Consider the following 23,419-nt stretch of genomic DNA (forward strand, 5'->3'; position numbering starts at 1 on the left):
GCCTCCTTGTGGATGCCCAGGTCCCTGGCGACGTGCGCGATCGGACGGCCGGTGGTGCGGACTTCGCGGACGGCCCGCTCGCGGAGCTCGTCCGGATACTTACGTGGTGCTGGCACTGCTCGTGGTTCTCCTTCGGGCCAGGATCATAAGCCTGGCTTCAGGGACTCCACGAATCCGGGGTCAGCTCAGCTTGCCCGTGAGGCTGTAACCGGTCGCGGCGTCGACACCCTGGCTGGCGCTGAGGGCGATCAGCCGCTGGGTCTGGTCCTCGTAGGTGAACGCCACCGTGGTGGCGGGCAGGGCACCCGCGGCCGGGAGGCCGGCCGTGCGCACCGAACCGTCCACGTTGTACGCGGTGGCCGACAGATACGTGCCGGCGAGCGCTCCCTCGCTCGCGGGGATCGTCACCGTCGAACGCAGCACGCGGTACAGGCGGTCGTACGCGACGACCTTGGTGGTGTACGCGTCGGAGCCGACGTAGCGGGTGGACTCGGCCAGGTGGCCCTTCGCGCCGCTGATGGTGTCGTAGACCCACTTGGCGCGCAGCTTGCCCGTGGCGCTGTTCTCCCGCAGTTCGGTCTGCCGGCCCAGCCCGTCGTGGACGTAGTACAGGTCGGTGGACCGCTCGTCCGAGACGGTCAGCAACTGGCCGCGGTCGTCGTACTCGGTGGAGGTGGTGCCCCGGTCCGGGTCGACGGCCGTCTTGACGTTGCCGAGCAGGTCGTAGGTGTAGCTCCAGACGTTGCCCGCCGGGTCGGTCAGTTTCTCCAGCTCGCCGCGCGGGGTGTAGCTGTAGCGGGTCGTGTCGTACGCGGCCTCGGCCGAGCGGCTGTGGTGCTGGCGCAGCTCGGTCGTCTGGCCACGGGCGTCGGTGACCGTGGTGGTCGCGGTGCCGCCCTCCGGCGGGACGACCGTGGTGCGGTCACCGCCGTAGACGGTGCGGGTGGTGTTGAGCACCGCCCCGCCGTCGCCGTTGCCCGCGATCTGCTCGCTCACGGTCGGCCGGCCCAGGCCGTCGAACGTGGTGCGGGTCTGGGTCTCGACCGAGAGCGCGTCCGCGGGCTTGAACAGGGTCCGCGAGGGAGCGCCGGTGGCGTAGTAGGTCTCGAAGCTCTTGGCGGCCAGCCCGCGTTCGTCGTAGAAGACGTCCGAGAGCAGGCGCCCGCCGTCCGGGCCCGGCGTCTGGGTCTGGCGCTGGCGCAGGAATCCGTCGTACAGGCTGTACGCGGCGACCTGGCTGCCGTTGGTGCCGAGCGCCTTGGTGACGACCGCCACCGGCTGGCCCTCGGTGATGAGGTAGTCGAACTCGTAGCTGGGGGTCAGGGTCGTCTGGCGGTCGGGGAGCCAGACCTTGGCGGAGCGGCCGAGGGCGTCGTAGGTGAGGGTCGTGACCTTGCCGTTGGCGTCGGTCTGGGTCAGCGGCAGGCCGCGGCGCGGGTCATGGGTGGCGCGGCTGGCCAGGGCCGTGCTCGCGTCGCCGGCCTTCGCCGGGGGCGTGGTCGTGGTCGTCTCCTGGACGAACCCCGTGCTCGGCGTGCGGGCCGTGGTGGTGGTACGGCCGTCCGTGCGCGCGGTGCGTACGGGGGCGCCCGTGCCGGTGACCGTGACGGTCGCGGTGAGGTCGGTGCTGGTCAGGACGCGGCCGTAGGAGTCGAAGGTGGCCCCGGACTCCAGGTAGGTGGCCTTGGTGCCGTCGTGTTCCTTCAGCAGGGCCGTGGCCGTGACGTCGCCCTTGGTCGGGGCCTCCCCGTAGGCACCGCCGTCGTAGGCGGTGCGGACGTCGGCGATGACGTCCTCGGCGCGGTTGACGGAGGCGTCGCAGGACTTCGCGACGGTCTCCCGCGGTCGGGCAGGTTCAGGATGTTGACGGTGCTGTTGGTGGCGTAGGTGGTGCGGGTGCACCGGTTGTCCGCCGCGGTGGAGTTGTCACCGAAGTCGTCGACCTGGGTGACCCGTCCGGCCACGGTGTCGTACGAGGTGGCGGTGGACGTGGTGCGCCAGGACTCACCGGCTCCGTCGTCCAGGGAGGTCCAGGTCTTCGAGTGCCCGATGCCGGTGAAGTTGGCGGTGATCGTGCCCCAGGAGCGGGTCTTCTTGGCCGTCTGGTGGTACCAGGGGCGGTTGACCGTCTTGGTGAGGATCTTGCCGCCGTTGCCGGAGTAGCCGACCGTCTTGTAGGCGGTGCCGGCCAGCGCCTCGTGGTCGGTGATCGGGTCGCCCTCGCCCGCGCCGAGGGTGATGCTGACGTTCTTGGTGCCGCCGGAGGGGGACTCGCGGTCGCCGTCCATGCCGCGCAGGAAGTAGGAGTCGGACTGCGACTTCATCGCGGAGTCGCCGCCCTGGCCGCCGGTCTTGACGCGCACGTGCCCGTAACCGCGCCACTGGGACCAGGTCTTGGACTTCTCCTTGGTCAGACCGTCGTCATCGTCGTAGTGCCAGGCCGCCCCGCCCAGGTACTCGTACCGGGTGACCTGGTCGGGCGCCCCGCCGGTGCGGTCGGTGGCGGTGACGGAGGTGACGACGTACTTGTTGAACCAGTGCCGCTCGGGGTCCTCGGTGGCGCTGCCGCCCAGGTACGTCGGGAAGCAGCGCGTGGTGTTGGTCTGCGGGGTGGGCAGGGACGCCCAGTCGCAGGCCGGTGCCGAGTAGTTGACGTCGATCTGGCCGCCGTACTCGTCGGCGATGGTCGACAGGCGGGACTTGACGAACGGGGCGAAGCCGTCACCGGTCTTGTCGAGCCGGTTCTCCAACTGGGTGTAGGCGAAGGTGGTCTTCGGCAGGGTGATGGCGGGTGTGGCGCTGTGGCCGGTGTGCTGGATCGAGTCGAGCAGCAGCTGGTAGTCGATGTCGGCCGTGCCCCAGCGGTGGGCCAGCTTCCAGGAGTCGACCTTCTGGTAGGCCCCGGCGAAGTCGATGACCTGCGTGGACACCTCACTGAGGCGCTTGCGCGTCCAGAACGTCGGCGACAGCCGCCCTCGTCGCACTCCTTGCCCTCGTCGCAGTTGAGGTCCCAGGGCGTGTCGTACCAGTACTCGGAGTCGCTGCTGATGGACGAGCAGGTGGTCTGCGCGTTCGGCAGGCAGCGTTCGGCGTTGTTGAAGACGACCTTCGCGAGCGCCGGAGTGCCGTACATGGACGACGACTTGAGGCCGTACTGGATCTCGTCGAGGTAGCCGCCACGGGTGTAGCGGGTGTCGTCGGCGGCCTCCAGGTTGCGGCCGTAGGAGTTCTTCTCCTGGGTGTAGTAGTACGCGATGGCGTTGCTGCGCGGGTCCACGACGTAGTCGAGGTTCCAGCGCCATGCCTGCTGGCACCAGGAGTCGGCGAAGGCGGCGGCGTGGCACGCCTCACCGGAGTCGTCGCCGTAGACGGGCACGGTCCACGTGGAGTTCGTGGTCTTCTTGCCGTCGGCCCAGCCGGGCAGCCGGTGGTAGCCGAAGTAGTAGCGCACGCCGTCGGGGTCGGTGAGCCGCCAGTACTCGCCGTTGTCGTCACCGTTGCCGCGGTTGGTGGACGTCAGCCGCGCGATGCGGGTGCCGTCGTCCTGGCGGAGCTTGAACTCGCCCGCGGTGCCGGTGGGGACGAGCTCGCCGCCCTTGCCGTTGAAGCTGATGTAGGCGTTGTCGTAGCCCCAGCACAGGTCGCCGGGCTTCATGCCGTCGCTGTTCTCGACACCGTCGTCGGCGCATGCCTTGTAGCGGCGCTCGATGTAGCCCGGCCACAGGTCGAAGCCGCTGCCGATCCAGGAGCCCTGGTTGTTGGTCTCGGTGGTGCGGCCGTCGACCGAGCCGGAGGAGTAGCCGAGACCGATGCTCGGCTTCAGCCCGCCCGGCACCTCGGGGACGCCCAGGTCGTAGGACCAGGCGAAGTCACCGGTGTTGAGGTTGGTCTGCCAGGTCGCGGACGGGGAGAGGGTGGTCGCCTTGTAGTCGCCGGTGGCCGCGCTGTCGTCCGCGACGGCGGCGAGCACGGTCGCCTGCGCGGACCTGAGCCGCACGGACGGGGCGGTGAGCGCTCCGTCCTCCGTGTTGTTCACGGTCTCGACCGGTGTCTGGGTACGGCACTTGTCCCGCTCCGGCGTCTTCAGGACGCAGGCGGGCAGCTGGACCAGTCGGAGCCGGGCGCCGTAGCCGCCGCCGTACTCCTGGGCGAGGTCGCGGTAGTCGACCCGCACCCGGGCGGCGCCGTCGGTGAAGCCGGTGCGCTCGGGGGCGAGCGTCACGAGGAGTCCGTCGACAGCGGCCTTGCGGGCCTTCGCCCGTCCGGCCAGTTCGACGCGCACCGCGCCCGCGGCGCCGCGCGCCTTGGCGGCGCCGACGGAGACGGGCAGCTTGCCGGCCTTCACCGGGGCCTGCGCCGCGCCCTTCGCGCTCCTGGCTCCCTCCGAAGCCCTCGTCAGCGTCACCCGGCCCGAACCCGCCGCGGGCCACTGGGCCTTGGGCGCGCTGCGCGGGGTGCGCGGACCGCGCTCCACCTGGCGGGGCTTGGTCCTGGCGGCGGAACCGGCCACGGGCCGCTCCGCCTTCGGCAGGTCGGGCCGGCCGCGTCCGTCGTCCGCCACGGCTCCCGAGCCCGCGGGGGCGGTGATGCCTTGCAGCACCGTGGCGATCATGACCAGTCCGGAAGCCAGTGCGGTCTTCCGTCTCCAGCGGGCCGCGCGGCCCGGTTGTCCCGTATCCCTCATCGTTTCCCTTGACGTGTGTCAGCTCGTGTGAAGCGGGTGGCCGCGGATCCGGCCCGGGCTGTGGCCCGGGCCGGATCCGGGCAGCGGCGTGGTGCCGGCCCGGGCGCGCGGGGGCGACGGGCCGGCACCGCTTCCGGTCAGTCGGTGCCGGGTACCTCGGTGGCGACGCCCGGCATGCCCAGCGACAGGTGGGCGATCTGGGAGTCGCTCAGCGTGCCCTGGAAGGCCCAGACGTCGTCGATGGCGCCGGGCCAGTACTCGCCCCAGGCCCCGGCCGTGCGGGCACGGCCGATCTGGAGTCCGCCGGTGGCCTTGTACGTCAGCACGTTCTCGGACCACGACAGGCGGTCGGCGCAGGCGCTGTCGTCGGACGCGCCGTCACCGTCGTCGTCCGCGCAGGCGACCTCCTCCATCTGCCCGTTCACATAGAGCCGGGCCTCCTTGGCGAAGCCGTCGTAGACGAGCGCCAGATGGTTCCAGTCCCGTGCGTCGTAGAACTGCTGGTTCTCGGTGCGTACGACGGTGGCGCCCGCCGCGTCGGAGTCCGGCATCGAGATCTGCCAGCGTCCCGCGCCCGCCTCGCCCTCGTCGGCCGGCACGTGCCGGATCGCGAAGGCGCTGTTGGCGGCGCCCGGTGCGCTGAGCACGGCGGCGCTGCGGGTGGGGACACCGGCCGAGGTGGCCCAGCCCATCACCGTGAAGCTGGCCGAGGTGTCGACGACCGGCGTGGCGGTGGCCGCGTGGTCGTCCACGCCGTCCAGTTCGAGGGCGCCGTCGTCCACCCAGGCGCCCCCGGCCTGCGCGCCGCCGCCCACGGTCAGGGCCCGGTTCTCGGCGGAGGCGTCGGGGCTGGTGCCGTTGGTCACGGTGTCCAGCAGCCAGCGGCCCTTGACCAGCGGGCGCTGCCGGAACATCTGCCGGACCTCGTCCGCGGACAGGGTCCGGTCGTACAGGTTCACCTCGTCGATCTGGCCGCCGAAGAACGAGCCGGGCGCGCCGTCGTAGGAGCTGGCGCCGATGTGCACGGCGCCGCCCGCGTACCAGTTGGACTGGATGTCGGTCTCGCCCGCCTTGACGCCGTTGACGTACAGGACGAGCTTGTTGGCGACGGTGTCGTGGACACCGACCAGGTGGGTCCAGGTGTCGCCCTGGGCCGTCTGTCCGTCGGCCTGCATCGCCCGGATCGGGCTGGCGGTCGAGGAGTCCGCCGAGTACTGGTTGAACGCCCACCGGTCGAAGGTCTTCGAGTAGTACAGCTCAAGCCCCGGCCGTTGGGTGCCCGCCTGTGCCACGACGACCGCGGCGTGGTCGGGCTTGTTCTTGGGCAGCTTGGCCCAGGCGGAGACCGCGAAGCTGCGCTGGTTGTTCAGCAGCGCCCGCCCGGTGGAGGCGTAGTCGTCGGTCCCGTCGAGGGTCAGTGCCTTGCCCACGACGCCGGGCTGTCCCGGCGCGGCGCCTCCGTAGAACGTCGCGGACGGGACCTCGGCGGCCCCGGTCAGCACGGTCGTGGGAGTGCCCGCGCTGTCCGTGGGCTGCTCGTCGAGCGGGAACACCGCGCGGGCGCTGCGGCCCGAGATCAGCGAGTCCTTGCCGTAGAGGCGGTTGACCTCGCCGGAGGACAGGGGCTTGTCGAAGATCTGCAGTTCGTCGATGGCGCCGGGGAAGAAGGAGCCGGGCTGGCCGCTGTAGGAGCCGGCGCCGATCTGGAGGCCGCGTCGCGCGTCCCAGGGCGAGTCGTACGTCGTCGTCCCGGCCAGCTGTCCGTTGACGTAGAGGTTCATCTCGTCGTAGGTCGAGCTGTAGGAGCCCACCACATGGGTCCACTCACCGGCCTTGGCGCCGCCGGGCGACGCCTGCATGGCCCGTACGATGCTCGCGTTAGGGGTGTCCGACGCGTACTGGTTGAACGCCCACCGGTCGAAGGTCTTCGAGTAGTACAGCTCGAATCCCGGGGAGTGGTTGCCGGGCTGCGCCGCGATGACCGCCGCGTGGTCCGGAAGCTCCGACAGCTTCGCCCATGCCGAGACGGCGAAGCCGGTGGAGGTGTCGACGGTGGGGATGTCGGTGACCGCGTAGTCGTCGACGCCGTCGAAGGACGCCGCGCTTCCCTTGGCACCGGACACGCCGAGGGTGACACCGCCGCGCAGTTCGGCGGTCCGCTGCGGCGCCGAGCCCTTGGCCGCGCTCGCCCCGGCGCCCTCGTCGAGTTGCCAGGTCGCCCGCTCGGACTGTCCGGCCCTGACCCGGAACTGGTAGGTGCGGATCTCGCCGTTGTTGCCCGCAGAGTCGAACGCCTGCGCGGTGATGAAGTTGATCCCGGGCTTGTCGGGCAGCACCTTGGCCGTCTTCAGCGCGCCGGAGGTCGTGGTGAGGACGTTCTTCGAGGTCGGGTCGCCGTTGATGCCGAACCAGTACTTCGTCACATCGGTGTCGGGCGAGTCGATGTCGAAGTAGCCGTACTTGCCGACGCCGTCGTACCACGGGTCCTCGGGGTTCTCCGGGTCGGAGGCCGGGTACTCGCCGGAGGTGATCGTCGGGGCCTTGGGCACCTTGGTGTCGTAGACGAAGTAGCAGCCGGTGGGATCACCGCTGTACGACCACGGCGAGTACTGGGCGCCGTCGTAGGAGCGCACGTACCAGTGGACGGTCTTGTTCGCGGTGACCGAGGGCAGGCTGATGGAGAAGCCGGACCCGGACTTCTTGTACGAGGTCAGCGCCGGCTTCCACCGGACGATCAGGCCCTTGCCGTCACCGGAGTCCCACTTGGCCTGGAACTGGACGGCGACGTTGTCGCCGTCGGGGTCGGTGACGTTGTTGGCGTAGATCTTGCCCAGCGAGCGCACCCGGGCGGCGGACTCGGGCTTCTTGCAGGTGCCGCCGTACTCCATGGTCAGCTGCGACATCTTCACCTGGGGCGGCGGGCGGTTGTACTTGACCCGCAGGAACGCGTCGTCCGAGAACCGCTTCCAGCCGTACTCGTCCGTCTCGCTGGACGCCCGCAGGCCGAAGGTCATCGTGGACCACTTGCCGTTGGCGGCCTGCTGGACGGCGGAGCGCACGTCGAACTCCGCGTCCTTGGCGGCGCAGCCGTCGTAGCCGTAGGCGAAGCTCTCCGTCTTGAGGTGGTCGATCCAGAAGTCCGAGTTGTTCTGGGAGTTCCAGGTCGTCGAGGAGCTGATGCCCTTGGTGCGCCACAGCTGCACCCCGCGGTCCGAGCACGACGCCGACCAGGTGTTGCGCACCGAACTCGGCGGACAGGATGCTCCGGCCCGCGAACTTGGAGACGGGGACGCGGTAGAAGAGCCGCTTGGTGTCATAGGGCTGGCAGTAGTGCCAGCCGCAGTAGCCGAGGCCCGCGGTGGACTCGCCGTTGAACTTCCACTGGGGCGAGGACGCCCAGTACTTGGACACCATCGTCCACGCGGTCCGCTTGGGCGAGTGCCACTGCGGGTCGATGTAGACGGGGTACTCGGTGTCCGGGCCGGTCAGCAGCTCCTTGTTCGGCTTGAGCACCAACTCACGCCCATGGGCGGGCAGTTCCACACCGATGGGCGCGACGTTCCCGGACTCGGCGGCCTCGGTGCCCTCGCCGCTGCCGCCGCCCGGGGCGGCCTTGGGGGTGCCCTGGGCCGCGGCCGTGGACTTGGCGCGCTTGGCGCCGACGGCCGACTTGGCCGCTGCGGCCTCGCTCCTGCCGGGGCTGGAGTCCCACATCACAGGACGGGGCGCCTCGAAGACCGTGCTGCCCGCGCCCTCGTCGACGGCCTCCAGACCGCCGTTGGCCGTCTCGCGCACGTCCAGGTCCTGGGCGGACAGCTTCAGCCGGAGCTCCTTCAGTTCCGGACTGGCGGCCGCCGCGGCGGACTTGACGACGAGGAGCTGGGTGAAGCCGTCCTGCTGCGCGCCCATGCGCAGGTCCACGTCCGGCAGGACGTCGCGGTAGGTCGCGAAGGCGCCGTCGAGTTCCGGTGCCGGGAGCTTCGTCGGCCAGGTCAGGGCGAGTTCACGTCCGGCGCGCTCCATGCGCACCAAGGGCTGGTCGCCGCCGCCCGAGAACTCCAGCCCCACCGTGGCCGCTCCGGGGGCGACCGTGCCGTCGGCCCGCCTGGTGAGATCGGTGTCGATCGTCTTCCAGGCACCGTCGACCCGGGTGCGCACGGGACGCAGATGCTCCCGTGCCTCCAGCTTTCCGTCCGGTGTCGCGTACACCTCGCTGCTCTCGCCGCGCAGCGACACGATCTCCACGTTCTTGCCGGTCCGCTTGGCCTTGGCCAGCGCGTCGGCCTCGGACAACACCTCGGTGTCCGTGCCCTGTTCGGACGTCTGCGGCGGCTTCGCGGCCGGCGCCGCCGTGCTCGCCGCCGACGGCAGTGCGACCACCAGGCCCAGACCGAGTGCCACGGACAGCGCGCCGCTCACCGCGCGTCTTCGTGACGTTTTCTCGGTGCGCACGCACCTCACCCCCCTGTATGAAAATTTGATGAGTAATCAAGTCGCCGGACTGTAGGTGTTGGAGTGGTGATCGAGAGGAGATTTTGGGCATGCCGGATAGCCCCTCACACCTGCCGTCATGATCTTGATCACATGGGTGAGTGGCATCCTTGCCGCATGAACGCCGCCGCTCCGCACGAGGACGCTCCCCTGCTTGTGATCGTCGACGCCGCGAACGTCGTCGGATCCGTGCCCGACGGCTGGTGGCGTGATCGCAGGGGTGCCGCCGAGCGGCTGCGGGACGCCCTGGCGGCGAACGGGGTGCCGGGCAGGGCGGAGGCGGCGGAGATCGTGCTGGTGGTGGAGGGCGCGGCGCGTGGGGTCGCGTCCGTGGCGGGTGTGCGGGTGGAGTCGGCGGCGGGGAGCGGGGACGACCACATGGTCGCCCTGGTCGCCGCGCGGGAGCCGGGGCGGCCGTGTCTGGTCGTGACCGCCGACCGGGAACTGCGGCGCAGGGTAACGGAATTGGGGGCCGAGGTGGCGGGGCCGAGGACGGTGCGGCCGTAGGGTCAGCGCGAGGCCCTGGCGTACAGTACGGCGCCGCCGACCGCCCCCACCTCCTCGTACCCCTCCAGCAGCCGCCGCAGCGGCCGGACCCGGTCCGGGGCGTACGGCTTGCCGCGGGAGTCGTCGACGATCAAGCGGGGGGCCTGCTGGGCGAGTTCGCGGTGGAAGGTGCGCCAGGCGTTCTTCATCGCGTACCGCTCCCCCACGCTCGGGCCGTTCCGGCCGCCGCTGTAGTTCGTGAGGAAACCCGCCGTCAGATAGCGGGTGGCCGGGGCGCGGTCGGACAGCCAGTACGTCTCCGGGTGCATGCCCCACAGGAGGACGCGGTCGTGCGGTGTCGTGTGGCGGGTGATCGCCTCCGCGAGGCGCTGGGCGTGGGTGAGTTCGGGGCGCGGGGCCAGGAATCCCCAGGTCAGGAACAGGGCGCCGCACAGGGCCGTGGTGGCCAGGGCGCGGGTGCGGCGGGGGCTCGGCAGGTGGCGCAGGGCCGCTGTCGCCAGCAGGGCCAGGGGTGGGGTCAGCTGGAGGTAGTAGTGGCCGAAGAAGTGGAAGCCCGTGACCACCGCGGCCGCCGAGGAACCCGCCCACAGCCACAGGTCGGCGCAGTCACCGCGGCGGTTCCGCACACCCCGTACCAGCGGCGCCAGGACGCCCGCGCAGGCCCCCGCCAGGAGCGCCGAGTTCGCCAGTGCCCGGGCCAGGACGTGGAGTTCGGAGCCAGTGAAGGAGGCGTACGCGCCCGAGCCGGTGACCGTCCAGAACAGGAAGCCGGACGGGTCGGTGAGCAGGGCCGCCGCCAGCACCGGCAGTACCGCGCCCGCGCCGATCCGCAGCAGCCCCGCCCAGGACGGGCCGCACAGCCACAGCGCCGGCAGCAGTACCGCGGCGCCGGTCTGCTTGGTGAGGAAGGCGCAGCCCACGGCCAGGCCCGCCGCGGCCCAGCGGCGCCGGTCCGCGCACCACACGGCCGCCGCCGTGCACGGCAGTATGAACACCTCGAACCCCGCCGCCTGCGCGTCCTCGGGGTTCAGGCCGACGGAGATCAGCAGGTACAGCACGCCCGCGGTGCGCCCCGCCGCGTCCCCCCAGCGGCGCCGGGCCAGTGACGCCAGCAGGGCCGCGGTCACCAGGTGGGCGAGGACGGCCAGCAGCCGTACCGGGAGCAGCGAGTCGGAGCCCGCCAGGGCGAACGCCCCCTGGTAGAGCCACGGCACGAAGGGCGGTTTGCGGTCCACGACCGTCTCGTAGAGCTCCCCGCCGTGCGCCAGTATGCGGGCCTGTACGGCGAGATAGCCCTCGTCGGGGTTCCACAGCGGGTGCACGAAGGACGGCACGCGGGTCAGGCAGGCCAGGAGCAGCAGGAGCGGCAGCAGGCGGCGCCAGTAACCGCCACCCGCGCGCGGGGCGGCTACGGAGCGTGGCGGAGCGGCGGGCTCGGCGTACATGGAACCAGACGCTATCCGGCCCCGTAGTCCCTGCCTGGGCGGGACGTACGGGGCCGGAGTGTCGGGCGGGTTCGACTACTCCGTGTCGCTCCTCGGCGGCTGCACCGCGTCCCCGGCCGACAACTGCTCCCCGGTGGCGAGACGGCTGTGCGAGCGGCCGTAGAGGAAGTAGACGAAGAAACCGGCGACCATCCAGACGGCGAACCGGATCCAGGTCTCGGCGGGCAGGTTGATCATCAGCCACAGCGAGGCGCACACCGACAGGATCGGGATCACCGGCACCCACGGGGTGCGGAAGGATCGGTGCAGGTCGGGGCGGGTCCGGCGCAGGACCAGGACGCCGATGGCGACGACCACGAAGGCGAACAGGGTGCCGATGTTCACCAGGGCGGCCAGTTCGGTCAACGGAGTGAAGCCGGCCAGGATCGCGATGATGACGCCGAGCAGGATGGTCGGGCGGTGCGGGGTCTTGAACCGCGGGTGCACGCGCGAGAAGAAGCGCGGCAGCAGTCCGTCGCGGCTCATCGCGAAGAACACCCGGGTCTGGCCGAGCAGCAGGATCATGCAGACCGTGGTCAGGCCGACCGCGGCGCCGAAGCTGATGAAGCCCGCGTACCAGGGATGCCCGGTGGCCTTGAAGGCGTCGGCGAGGGGGGCGTCCACGGACAGTTCGCTGTAGTGCTGCATGCCGGTGACCACGATCGACACCAGGACGTACAGCGTGGTGCAGATCAGCAGCGAGCCGATGATGCCGCGGGGCATGTCGCGCTGCGGGTTCTTGGTCTCCTCGGCGGCGGTGGCCACCACGTCGAAGCCGATGAACGCGAAGAACACCACCGAGGCGGCGGTGAAGATGCCCATCACGCCGAAGTTGGAGGGCGCCCAGCCGAACATCAGCTGGATCAGAGGCGCCTGGAGACTCTCCCCCGCGTCCACGGCCTGCTGCTTGGGGATGAACGGGTCGTAGTTGTCGGCCTCGATCAGGAAGGCGCCCGCGACGATCACGGTCAGCACGACCGCCACCTTGATGGCGACGACGACCGAGGTGATCCGTGCCGAAAGCTTCATGCCGAGCACGAGGATGACGGTCAGGACGAGGACGAGCGCGGCGGCGAGGATGTCGAAGCCGAACCCGTCCGCGCCCTCCCTGCTGCCGAGGGCGGCGGGCATCTCCCAGCCCGCGTTGTCCATGAGCGACTGGACGTAGCCGGACCAGCCGACGGCCACCACCGCCGTGCCGAGCGCGAATTCGAGGACCAGGTCCCAGCCGATGATCCAGGCCGGCAGTTCGCCCAGGGAGGCGTAGGAGAAGGTGTAGGCGGACCCGGCGACCGGGACCGTGGAGGCGAACTCGGCGTAGCACAGCGCGGCGAGCGCGCAGGCGACACCGGCCGCCACGAAGGCCAGGGCCACGGCGGGACCGGCGTTGTTCTTGGCGACGGTGCCGGTCAGCACGAAGATGCCGGTACCGATGATGACGCCGACGCCGAAGACCGTCAGGTCGAGCGCGGACAAGGATTTCTTGAGCGCGTGCTCGGGCTCCTCGGTATCGAGGATGGACTGCTCGACCCTCTTCGTCCGGAAGATGGTGTTGGTCACGGGCGTACCTCCCACGCTTGTCGTCCTCGACGATGATCGAGAGGGGGTGAGGTGCGCGTTCCCCGACACAAGCGAAGTCACACGGACGGACCGGTTCCACCACCGGAAAGGGGGGTGGCACCGGTCCGTTCGGGGGTACGTCAGTCCCGCGCGGGCTCGACTTCCGCGGGAGTGCGGTCGTAGCGCCCGTCGAGCTTGGATACCAGGCCGGTGACCTGGCGCGCGATGTCCGGGGCGGTCAGGCCGATCTCGGCCATCACCTCGGCGCGCGAGGCGTGGTCGAGGAAGCGCGGCGGGATGCCGAAGTCGCGCAGCGGTACGTCGACCCCGGCGTCGCGCAGGGCCTGGGCGATCGCCGAGCCGACGCCGCCGACGCGGGAGTTGTCCTCGACGGTGACGACCACGCGGTGCCGCTCGGCGAGCGGGGCCATGGCCTCGTCGACGGGCTTGACCCAGCGCGGGTCGACGACGGTGGTGGAGATGCCCTGCTTGTCGAGCAGGTCGGCGATCTCCAGGCACATCGGCGCGAGGGCGCCCACCGAGACCAGCAGTACGTCGGGCCGGTCGGTGCCCGGCTCGCGCAGCACGTCCATGCCGCCGACGCGGCCCACGGCGGGGACGGCGGGGCCGACGGCGCCCTTGGAGAAGCGGACCACGGTCGGCGCGTCCTCGACCTGGACGGCCTCGCGGAGCTGGGCGCGGACCTGGTCGGCGTCGCGCGGGGCGGCGAGGCGCAGTCCGGGGACGACCTGGAGGATCGACATGTCCCACATGCCGTTGTGGGAGGCGCCGTCGGTGCCGGTGATCCCGGCGCGGTCCAGGACGAAGGTCACCCCGCACTTGTGCAGGGCCACGTCCATCAGGACCTGGTCGAAGGCGCGGTTGAGGAAGGTGGCGTAGACGGCGAAGACCGGGTGCAGTCCGCCGGTGGCCAGGCCGGCCGCGGAGACGGCGCCGTGCTGCTCGGCGATGCCGACGTCGTAGACCCGGTCGGGGAAGCGCTTGGCGAACTTGTCCAGGCCGACCGGCTGGAGCATGGCGGCGGTGATCGCGACGATGTCCTCGCGCTCCTCGCCGAGCCTGACCATCTCCTCGCCGAAGACGGAGGTCCAGTCGGCGCCGGAGGTGGCGATCGGCAGTCCGGTGTCGGGGTGGATCTTGCCGACGGCGTGGAAACGGTCGGCCTCGTCCTGGAGGGCGGGCTGGTAGCCGCGGCCCTTCTCGGTGAGGCAGTGCACGATCACCGGGCCGCCGAAGCGCTTGGCGCGGGCCAGGGCCGACTCCAGGGCCTCGATGTCGTGGCCGTCGATCGGGCCGACGTACTTCAGGCCCAGGTCCTCGAACATGCCCTGCGGGGCGATGAAGTCCTTCAGGCCCTTCTTGGCGCCGTGCAGGGTCTCGTAGAGCGGCCTGCCGACGACCGGGGTGCGGTCGAGGATCTCCTTGGTGCGGCTGAGGAAGCGCTCGTAGCCGTCCGTGGTGCGCAGGGTGGCCAGGTGGTTGGCGAGGCCGCCGATGGTGGGCGCGTAGGAGCGCTCGTTGTCGTTGACGACAATAACCAGGGGGCGGTCCTTGGCCTCGGCGATGTTGTTCAGCGCCTCCCAGGCCATACCGCCGGTCAGGGCGCCGTCACCGATCACGGCGACGACGTGGTCGTCACGATTCCTGAGCTGGTTGGCCTTGGCGAGGCCGTCGGCCCAGCCGAGGACGGTGGAGGCGTGGCTGTTCTCGATGACGTCGTGCTCGGACTCGGCCTGCGAGGGGTAGCCGGACAGGCCGCCCTTCATCTTCAGCTTCGAGAAGTCCTGGCGGCCGGTGAGCAGCTTGTGCACGTAGGACTGGTGGCCGGTGTCCCACAGCACCTTGTCCCTGGGGGACTCGAAGACCCGGTGCAGGGCGATGGTCAGCTCCACCACACCGAGGTTGGGGCCGAGGTGGCCGCCGGTCTTGGAGACCGCGTCGACGAGGAAGGTCCTGATCTCGCCGGCCAGCTGGTCCAGCTGCTCCAGGCTGAGCCGGTCCAGATCGCGCGGTCCCCTGATGCGGGTCAGCAGCGGCACCCGTGCCTCCTTGCAGTAGAGCTGTTCGAGCTGTTGCCGGGCTTGTCGAGTCTAATGTTCCGCCATTGCGGGCTGCGCACGGGCGGTGGGTCGTACGTCACGCGATCGGCTGTACCCACTTTGCGACGTACCTACGACATGACTGTGCCCGGCACCTGGTGGTGCCGGGCACAGTCACGCCTGTATGGGGCTCCGCTGGACGCTACGCGCGGCCGGCGGTCTTCTGCGTCTTGCGGGTGACGGCGTCGATGACGACGGTCGCCAGCAGCACGCCACCGGTGATCATGTACTGGACCGGGGAGGCGATGCCCTCCAGGGCCAGGCCGTACTGGATGGAGACGATCACCAGGACACCCAGGAGGGCGTTCCAGGTGCGGCCCCGGCCACCGAAGAGGGAGGTACCGCCGATGACGGCCGCCGCGATGGCGTTCATCAGGAGGTCACCACCGCCGGCGCCCTGGTTGGCGGAGGCGATCTTCGAGGCGATGAACAGACCGCCGATGGCGGCGAAGGTGCCGGAGATCGCGAAGACCGAGATCCGGACCATCTCCACGTTGATACCGGCACGGCGGGACGCCTCGACGCTGCCGCCGAGCGCGAACACCTTGCGGCCGTAGGCGGTGCGGCGCAGGACGAAGTCCGTGAGCAGCAGGATGCCGATGAAGAGCACCACGGCCAGCGGCAGGCCCTTGTAGGAGTTGTAGACCGCGGCCACCACGAAGGAGACGATGCCCAGCAGCACGGTGCGCAGGATGGTGTCGCTCAGCGGCCGGGACGGCACGCCCGCGGCCTCGCGGCGGCGGTTGCCGTAGAAGGAGCTGACGAAGAACAGCGCGGTCGCGGCGATGGCGAGACCGTAGGCGGCGGCCACATCGGAGAAGTAGTAGCTGGTCAGCTTGGCGACGAGGCCCTCGCTGTCCAGGTTGATGGTGCCGTTGTCGCCCAGGATCTTGAGCATGAAGCCGTTCCAGAACAGCAGACCGGCCAGGGTCACGGCGAAGGCGGGGACGCCGATCTTCGCGAAGAAGAAGCCGTGGATGGCGCCGGCGGCCGTACCGGTGAGGATGGCCAGCACGAAGGCGAGCCATTCGCTCATGCCGTGGGTGACGTTCAGCACCGCGAAGGTGGCGCCGGCGACACCGGAGACGGAACCGACCGACAGGTCGATCTCGCCCAGCAGCAGGACGAAGACGATACCGACGGCGATCATGCCCGTGCCGACCATGGCCACGGAGATGTCGGAGAGGTTGCCGGCGGTGAGGAAGTTGGAGTTCAGGCTCTGGAAGATGATCCAGATGACCGCCAGACCGACGACGACCGGGATGGAGCCCAGGTCACCGGCCTTCATCTTGCGCTTGAACTCGGAGACGTAGCCCGCGAGGCCCTCCTCGCGGACGAGCAGGCGGGGGTCGACCGCCACATCGGAGCCGCGCGCCGCCTCAGGATTCTCCACGACGTGGTCCTCAGCGTTGTCCTTGGTCGCGGAGGTCTTGTCGATACTCACTTCTTGACCTCCCCATTGGTGCGCGCCGCACGGCGGGTCACGGCGTTGTCCGTGGCGCCGGTGATGGCGGAGATGATCTCTTCCTGCGAGGTCGACTTGACCTCGAACACTCCGTTGTTGCGTCCCAGACGCAGCACGGCGACCTTGTCGGCCACCGCCTTCACATCGGCCATGTTGTGGCTGATGAGGATGACCGCGTGACCGCGCTCGCGCAGTCGCTCGACCAGGTCCAGGACCTGGGCGGTCTGCTCGACACCGAGTGCGGCGGTCGGCTCGTCGAGGATGACCAGCTTCGGCTCGCCCAGCATGGAGCGGGCGATCGCCACCGTCTGGCGCTGACCGCCGGAGAGGGAGGCGATCGGAATACGCACGCTGGGGATGCGGATCGACAGCGTGTCCAGCAGCTCGCGGGAGCGGCGCTCCATCTCCACCTCGTCCAGGACGCCGCGCTTGCGCAGCTCCCGGCCCAGGTAGAGGTTGCCGACGACATCGATGTTGTCGCACAGCGCGAGGTCCTGGTAGACCGTCGCGATACCCAGGTTCTGGGCGTCGTGCGGCCGGTTGATCGTTACGGCCTTGCCGTCCCACTCGATGACACCGTCATCGATGGGGTGCACGCCGGCGATCGTCTTGACCAGCGTGGACTTTCCGGCGCCGTTGTCGCCGACCAGGGCGACCACCTCACCGGCGTGGACCTCAAGCTCGACATCGGTGAGCGCCTGAACGGCACCGAATCGCTTGGAGACCCCGCGCAACGCCAGCACGGGCGTAGCGGACACGTGAACCATCTCCTTCGCCGCCTGACCCGGCGGGAGGTTGTGCAGAAGATTTGGGGGGATCCGTCCGGCGCCCCGCGGCGAGCTTGCGGGGCTGTCTGATGCGCGGGGCGCCGGAGGAGTCTGGGGCTTTCAGTCCCGTACCGGAACCCACGTCCAGGGTTCCGGTACTCGCTCTGGGGACTTCAGCTGTCTTTACTCGAGGCCGATCTTCTCGCAGGCCGCCTTGTACTTGGCGGTGCAGATCTCGGCGACCGTGTAGACGCCGTCCTTGACGACGGTGTCCTTGATGTTGTCCTGGGTCAGCGAGGTGACGCCGACCAGGACGGCCGGGATGCCCTTGTTGGTCGGGCTGTCGACCTTGTCCTTGGCGACGGAGTCGAGCGACTTGCCCTGGGCGAGCGCGACGGCCATCTCGGCGGCGGCGTCGGCCTCCGGCGCGTACGGCTTGTAGACGCTCATGTACTGCTCACCGGAGACGATGCGCTGCACACCCGCGAGCTCGGCGTCCTGGCCGGTCACCGGGACCTTGATACCGGCGGCCTTGAGGGCGGTGATGATACCGCCGGCCATGCCGTCATTGGCGGAGTAGACGCCAATGATCTTGTCCTTGCCGATCGCCGAGATCGCGCCCTCCATGTTGGCGTTGGCGTTCTCCGGCTTCCACTCCTTGGTGTCGTACTCCTTGCCGACGTTCACCTTGCCGTCGAGGACGGAGTGCGCGCCCTCCTTGAACTGGGCGGCGTTCGGGTCGGTGGAGGAACCGTTCATCATGACGATCTGGCCGTCCTTGGCCTTGTCGCCGAGCGCCTTCAGCAGGGCCTCACCCTGCGTCTTGCCGACCGTCACGTTGTCGAAGGACGTGTAGCCGTCGATCGGGCCCTGGGCCAGACGGTCGTAGGCGACGACCGGGATGCCCGCGTCCTTGGCCTTCTGCACGGAGGACTTGATGGCCGCGGAGTCCACCGCATCCAGGATGATCACGTCCACCTTGTTGGTGATCATCGACTCGACCTGCTGGGCCTGCTGGCTGGCGTCCTGCTTGGCGTTGGCGTAGACGACCTCGCCCTTGCCGTTCGTCAGCTCGCCGATCTTCTTCTCGATGAGCGGGCGGTCGAACTTCTCGTACCGCGCGGTCTGGTTCTCCGGGAGCAGCAGACCGACCTTGATGTCGTCGCCCTTCTTCGGGGCGGAAGACGAGGAGTCGTTGTCGCCCGCCTCATCGGCGCTGCCACAAGCGGCGAGCGAGATGGCCATCGCACCGGCGGCAACGGCAAAGGCAGCACGACGCATACGCGTGTTCACTTCAGAAACCTCCCTGACGAGGCCGCGTCCTTGCGGCCGAGGTGGCTGGAAGTCAACTCGGCCACGCGTGCGACGTCAAGAAGTAAATCCTTAACGGGTTGGCAACGGTGCCAATCGTTCTCTAAGTGAAGGCGGGTGCGGCAGCGTGCAGGGTGCCGTCCAAAAGGGTCGAATCACCCATCTCACTGAGTGCGAGAGCGAGCGCTCCGAGCACCTCCGCACGGCCGCCAAGGGCCCCTGGGAGAACGGAGAGTTGACGTGCCGCGCTGGGGATCGCGTACCGGCTCACGGACTCCCTGATGGGCCCGAGAACCAGCTCGCCGGCCTCGGCGAGATCGCCGCCGAGGACCACCCGGCTCGGGTTCAGGAGATTGCACAGATTGGCCACTCCACTGCCGATGTGGCGGCCGACGTCGGCGATCACCCGACGGCAGCCCGGATCCCCGTCCCTGGCCAGCCGTACGACGCCTTCCATGGTCAGATCGGTACCGTGACTGGACTGGAGCAGCGGCAGCACGTAGCGCGCGGCTGTGAAGGTCTCCAGGCAGCCACGGTTTCCGCAGCGGCAGACCGGGCCGGATTCATCAAGTGTAATATGTCCGATTTCACCCGCTGTGCCGCCGGGGCCTCGGTAGATCTTCCCGTTGATGACCAGACCGGATCCGACACCGCTCGCGACCTTGATGTACGCCAGATCGCGCACCCCTCGGCCGCTCCCCCAGACGAGTTCCCCGAGGGCGCCCAGGTTGGCGTCGTTGTCCACGTGCACGGGCACGCCGAGCCGCCCCCGCAGCTCCTCGGCGGGCTTGGTGCCGCCCCAGCCGGGCAGGATCGCGGTCGAGCCCAGGGTGCCGGACTCCACGTCGATCGGACCGGGCACGCCCAGGCCCACCCCGGCGATCTTCGAACGGTCCACCCCGGTGGCCGCGATCAGCCGGTTGACCAGCTCTTCCGCCCGGTCGAAGCCCTGCGTGGACGATGCGTCCACGTCCAGCGGCTCGGACTCCTCCGCGAGTACCTGATGGGCGAGATTGCCCACCGCGACCCGCAAGTGGGTATGCCCGAAGTCCACCCCGATGACGATCCCGGCGTCCCCGCTCAGACTCACACTGCGGGCCCGGCGTCCGCCCGCCGAAGTGGGCGTGACCTCGACGGTCCCGCCGTCCTTCAGCTCCCGGACGATATTGGAGACCGTCGCAGCCGAGAGCCCTGTGGTCCTGGCGATCTCCGCCTGGGTGAGCGAGCCCGCCAGACGTACGGCACGAACGACCCGTTCCAGGTTGGCTCGGTGCAGCGACGACTGCGACCCCGGAGTCTCCACGACGACCTCCTGCGCGCGGGACCGCTTCAGTGAGGCCCCGTCTATGTCCAACTAGTGAACTCTAAGCTGAGCCGTTCGGGTTGCCTCCCGTCAAGAGGTTGAACACTATCCAGGGTGCAGGACACACAGACGCACGCCGCTCCCAGGGGTGGGAACGGCGTGCGTCCGGTTGTGTGCCGAGGGTTACTTCGAGGCTTACCTCAAGCTTCGAGACTTACCTCGGCTTCGAGTCGTGCTTCAACATCGCGAGGCCTACTTCAGGGTCGCGGAGGTCAGACCCGCCTGCACCTGGCGCTGGAAGGACAGGTACACGACCAGCATGGGGATCATCGCGATGGTGACGCCCGCGAAGAGCACCGGCAGGTCGGAGGCGTATCCCTGCTGCTGCTGGAGCTGGATCAGACCCTGGGTGAGCACATAGCGCTCGGGGTCGTCGCCGCTCTGCGGCTGCATCAGCACCGTCGGCAGGATGAACTGGTTCCACTGGCCGAGGGTGTTGAAGATGCCCACGCTCAGCAGTCCCGGCTTCGCCATCGGCAGCATGACCTGGAAGAAGGCCCGGCTGTGCGAGGCCCCGTCCAGGATCGCCGCCTCGAACACCGCCGTGGGCAGGGTCCGGAAGAAGGCGTGCATGAAGAAGACCGTGAACGGCATCGAGTAGGCGACGTACACCAGGATCAGACCCTGGTAGGTGTTCAGCATGTCCAGCCGTTTGACCATGAAGAACAGCGGGACCAGGGCCAGGAACACCGGGAACATCGCGCCGGCGACGAAGAAGTAGTACAGGAACCGGTTGCCCCAGAACCGGTAGCGGGCCAGCACATAGGCCGCCATGGAGCCGAACAGCATCGTCAGCGGCACCGAGAAGATCAGCACGATGACGGTGTTGACGAAGTAGTCCCCGATGCCCTTGTCCCAGGCCCGGGAGAAGACGCCCAGGTCCCAGTTCTCCGGCCAGCCGAAGGCCGAGCCGCCGATCTGGGCGTCGGTCTTGAAGGAGCTGAGCACCAGCCACAGCAGCGGCAGCACGATCAGCAGCGCCCACAGGGCGAGGAAGCCGTGCGAGAAGACGTTCAGTACGACGCCCTCGCTGCGTTCGTCGCCCGGCCGGGCGGGGGCCTTGCGGACCGTGGGCGGGGCCGGGGGTGCCGATTCCTTGATGGGTGCGCTCATGTGTCGTCGTCCCTCCCGCTCAGAACTCGATGCGCTCGCGGCGGGTGGCGCGCAGCGTGACCACGGACACGATCAGGGTGAGCAGCAGCATGATCACGCCCATGGCACAGGCGTAGCCGCTCTTTCCGTACAGCAGGAAGTTGCGCATCATCACCGTCGCCATGACCTCGCTGTGGTGATCGGGGCCGCCGCCGTAGTCGCCCGAGGTCATGGTGGTGACCAGGATGAACATGTCCATCGCGGCGATACCGAGGTAGACCCAGGCGGTCTGCACGGAGTCCCACAACAGGGGCAGGGTGATGCGGAAGAAGGTGTGGGCCCGGCTCGCGCCGTCGATCAGCGCGGCCTCGTAGATGTCCCGGGGGATGGACTGCATGGCGGCGGAGAACAGCACCAGGTAGAAGCCGACGCCGTGCCAGACGACGACCGCCATCAGCGCCCACAGCACCATGTTCGGCTCGTTGAGCCACTCCACCGGAGTGCCCTCGTCGACCAGGCCGAGCTTGATCAGGACGCCGTTGAGCATGCCTCCGCTGTCACTGCGGTACACCGCGCCGAACAGCACGGCGAGGATCGCCAGCGACAGGACCTGCGGGAAGAAGTAGACGATCTTGTAGAACCCGGAGCCGGCCACACCGGCCACTCCGCCGGCCCGGCCGCGCCCGCCCGCGTTCAGCATGAACGCGAAGAACAGCGCGAGCAGAATCGTGATCGCCGGGATGAAGATCAGGAACAGGATGTTGTGCCAGATCGCCCCCATGAAGACGTCGTCCTTGAACAACGTCGTGTAGTTGTCCAGGCCGACGAAGCTGAACTCCTGCGACTGCCCCTTCCAGTCGGTCAGCGAATAGCCGAAGGTCTGAATGTAAGGCCAGATGACAAAAACCATGTACAGCGCCACGGGAACGACGAGAAACCCCGCGACGAACCGGTACTGCCCTTTACGCATAGGCGTTTTTCCTGCCCCTGAGGTGCCGTTCCGGGCCGGGTGATTCCCGGCCCGGAACGCGGTCGGTCGCGAGCGGGATCAGTCCCGACGGTTCTTCTTGGACTCGGGGTCCTTGGCCTGCTTGTCCACGGCCGCCTGGGCGCGCTTCAGCCACTCCTTGGGCTGGATGCGCTTGGCCATCAGCTCGTTGGAGGCGTTCTCGATGGCCGTGCCCATCTCGCTGTACCACTCGGTGTACAGGTAGCGGAAGGTGTTGTCACCGGCCGCCTTCGACGCCTCGACCGTCGACTGCGTACCGGGGCGCAGCTGGACGCTGTCGTCCACGCCGTCCGCGAGGATGGTCAGCGAGTTGGCCTCCTTGGCGAACAGCGTCGACCACTCCTTGGACAGCATCATCCGCATGAACTCCTTGGCCGCGGGCAGGTTCTTCGCCTTGGCCGGGATGATGAAGGGCTCGCCGGAGCCGGCCCGGATCGCCTCGAAGGGCAGCTTGCTGTCGGGCAGCAGCGGCATCGGCAGGAACTTCATGTCGAAGTCCTCCGGCGTCGTCTTCAGCTGCTCGTTCTCCAGCCAGGAACCGCTGGTGATGAAGGCGGCCTTGTACTGGTTCCAGCGGGTCTGCGACTCGGTGTGGGTCAGGCCGTTGGTGCCGGGCATCAAGTAGCCCTTCTCCACGACCTCGTAGATCGCCTCCACGGCGGCCGTGGCCGCCTCGGAGCCGACGAACGCGTTGGGTTCGAGGTTGTCGATCGCCTTCATCGCGTCCAGACCGCCGGTCTTGGCGATCAGGTCCATGATGGCGACGTTGATGTAGTACGGGTACTTGCCCTGGTGCGCGAGACCGCCGATGCCCTGGGACTTGGCGTCCTTGCAGATGGCGAGGAAGTCCTCCCAGGTCTTGGGCGCCTCCCAGCCCTTCTCCTCGAAGAGCTTGCCGGAGTACCACAGACCCCACACCGTGTAGATGTAGTTGAGGGCGACGACCTTGCCGCCCTGCATACCGGCGTCCAGGGTGCCGGGGATCAGGGTGTCGCGGACCTTCTTGCTCGGGTCGTCGACGGACGGGGCGTCCAGGACCTCGGCGAGGTCGAGGAGCTGGCCGTTCTTGTGGAGCACGTCGATCGGGATCTGCTGGGCGCCCGAGTCGTCCACGATGTCCGGCGGGTTGCCCGCGTTGAAGCGCGGCTGGAGCTTGCCGGTGATCTCCTGGGTGCCGGTGTGCGTGGAGGTGACCCCCCACTTCTTCTGGAAGGACGCCTCCCACGCCTTGGCGTAGTCGTCGCCGTAGCCGCCCTTGAAGACGACCACGTCCAGCTTGGTGCCCTTCTTCACGCCGAAGGGGTTCTTCTCGGACGTCTCGCCCTTGGTCTCGCCGCCCGAGTCGTCGTCCCCGCCGCCGCTCGCGCAGGCGGACAGGAAGCTCATCGTCGGCACCGTGATCAGACCGAGTGCGGCGGACCGCTTGATCAGATCGCGGCGGCTGGTGCCGCCCTCGGTGGTGGTCGGTTCGGAGCTGGATCCCATGCTCAAGTCCTCGCCTTCTCCAGGACTCAGGCGGTGAACCGGATCCTCGCCGGCACCGCGGTCAGGTCAAGCAGGGTCGTG

General features: G+C 69.1%; 12 protein-coding genes and 2 pseudogenes. 1 reads left to right on the top strand and 13 read right to left on the bottom strand.

The features are described 5' to 3' along the window. The 3 genes and pseudogenes from ACZ7L7_RS16610 to ACZ7L7_RS16620 form a co-directional block, all read right to left on the bottom strand. Positions 1-116: transposase (locus ACZ7L7_RS16610; protein WP_472076388.1), on the bottom strand; the 116-nt coding region annotated here is incomplete at its 3' end. 73 nt (positions 117-189) lie between these two features. Continuing rightward, a pseudogene (locus ACZ7L7_RS16615) lies at positions 190-4,612 on the bottom strand (RHS repeat domain-containing protein); the annotation flags it as partial. Positions 4,613-4,821: 209 nt separating this feature from the next. After that, positions 4,822-8,959: pseudogene (locus ACZ7L7_RS16620) on the bottom strand (LamG-like jellyroll fold domain-containing protein). A 333-nt stretch (positions 8,960-9,292) separates the two neighbouring features. Between ACZ7L7_RS16620 and ACZ7L7_RS16625 the strand changes: the two are divergent. Continuing rightward, on the top strand, positions 9,293-9,682 hold the full coding sequence (locus ACZ7L7_RS16625; RefSeq protein WP_471430935.1) for an NTP pyrophosphohydrolase: 390 nt from the start codon (positions 9,293-9,295) through the stop codon (positions 9,680-9,682). Positions 9,683-9,684: 2 nt separating this feature from the next. On the opposite strand, the gene ACZ7L7_RS16630 is transcribed toward ACZ7L7_RS16625, so the two are convergent. The 10 genes from ACZ7L7_RS16630 to ngcE form a co-directional block, all read right to left on the bottom strand. Further along, positions 9,685-11,127, bottom strand: coding sequence for an ArnT family glycosyltransferase (locus ACZ7L7_RS16630; RefSeq protein WP_472076218.1), 1,443 nt, complete (start codon positions 11,125-11,127; stop codon positions 9,685-9,687). Positions 11,128-11,202: 75 nt separating this feature from the next. After that, complete coding sequence (locus tag ACZ7L7_RS16635; protein ID WP_472076220.1) at positions 11,203-12,726, bottom strand: amino acid permease; 1,524 nt, start codon at positions 12,724-12,726, stop codon at positions 11,203-11,205. A gap of 140 nt (positions 12,727-12,866) precedes the next feature. Beyond that, the gene (gene dxs / locus ACZ7L7_RS16640) at positions 12,867-14,786 is read right to left on the bottom strand and encodes a 1-deoxy-D-xylulose-5-phosphate synthase (RefSeq protein WP_472076222.1); all 1,920 of its coding nucleotides are present in this window, start codon (positions 14,784-14,786) and stop codon (positions 12,867-12,869) included. Positions 14,787-14,988: 202 nt separating this feature from the next. Beyond that, positions 14,989-16,290, bottom strand: a complete 1,302-nt coding sequence (locus tag ACZ7L7_RS16645) for a sugar ABC transporter permease (RefSeq protein ID WP_285513527.1) — start codon at positions 16,288-16,290, stop codon at positions 14,989-14,991. After that, entirely contained in the window at positions 16,287-17,078 is a 792-nt protein-coding gene (locus tag ACZ7L7_RS16650) for an ATP-binding cassette domain-containing protein (RefSeq protein ID WP_176711787.1), read from the bottom strand. The genes ACZ7L7_RS16645 and ACZ7L7_RS16650 overlap by 4 nt, the downstream gene beginning before the upstream one ends. A gap of 183 nt (positions 17,079-17,261) precedes the next feature. Further along, positions 17,262-18,359: a substrate-binding domain-containing protein gene (locus ACZ7L7_RS16655; protein ID WP_176711789.1), complete on the bottom strand. Its 1,098-nt coding sequence runs from the start codon at positions 18,357-18,359 to the stop codon at positions 17,262-17,264. A 133-nt stretch (positions 18,360-18,492) separates the two neighbouring features. Further along, positions 18,493-19,692 carry an ROK family transcriptional regulator gene (locus ACZ7L7_RS16660; RefSeq protein ID WP_285513558.1) on the bottom strand — a complete coding sequence of 400 codons (1,200 nt, stop codon included), beginning with the start codon at positions 19,690-19,692 and terminating at the stop codon, positions 18,493-18,495. Positions 19,693-19,944: 252 nt separating this feature from the next. Further along, positions 19,945-20,865 (bottom strand): carbohydrate ABC transporter permease, encoded by a 921-nt coding sequence (locus tag ACZ7L7_RS16665; RefSeq protein ID WP_250748521.1) that lies wholly within the window; start codon positions 20,863-20,865, stop codon positions 19,945-19,947. A 19-nt stretch (positions 20,866-20,884) separates the two neighbouring features. Beyond that, the gene (locus ACZ7L7_RS16670; protein ID WP_093720682.1) at positions 20,885-21,814 is read right to left on the bottom strand and encodes a carbohydrate ABC transporter permease; all 930 of its coding nucleotides are present in this window, start codon (positions 21,812-21,814) and stop codon (positions 20,885-20,887) included. A gap of 78 nt (positions 21,815-21,892) precedes the next feature. Then, positions 21,893-23,338 (bottom strand): N-acetylglucosamine/diacetylchitobiose ABC transporter substrate-binding protein, encoded by a 1,446-nt coding sequence (gene ngcE / locus ACZ7L7_RS16675; protein WP_093720681.1) that lies wholly within the window; start codon positions 23,336-23,338, stop codon positions 21,893-21,895. Between the last annotated feature and the right edge of the window lie 81 nt (positions 23,339-23,419).

Source organism: Streptomyces sp. NPDC110618 (assembly GCF_055657065.1).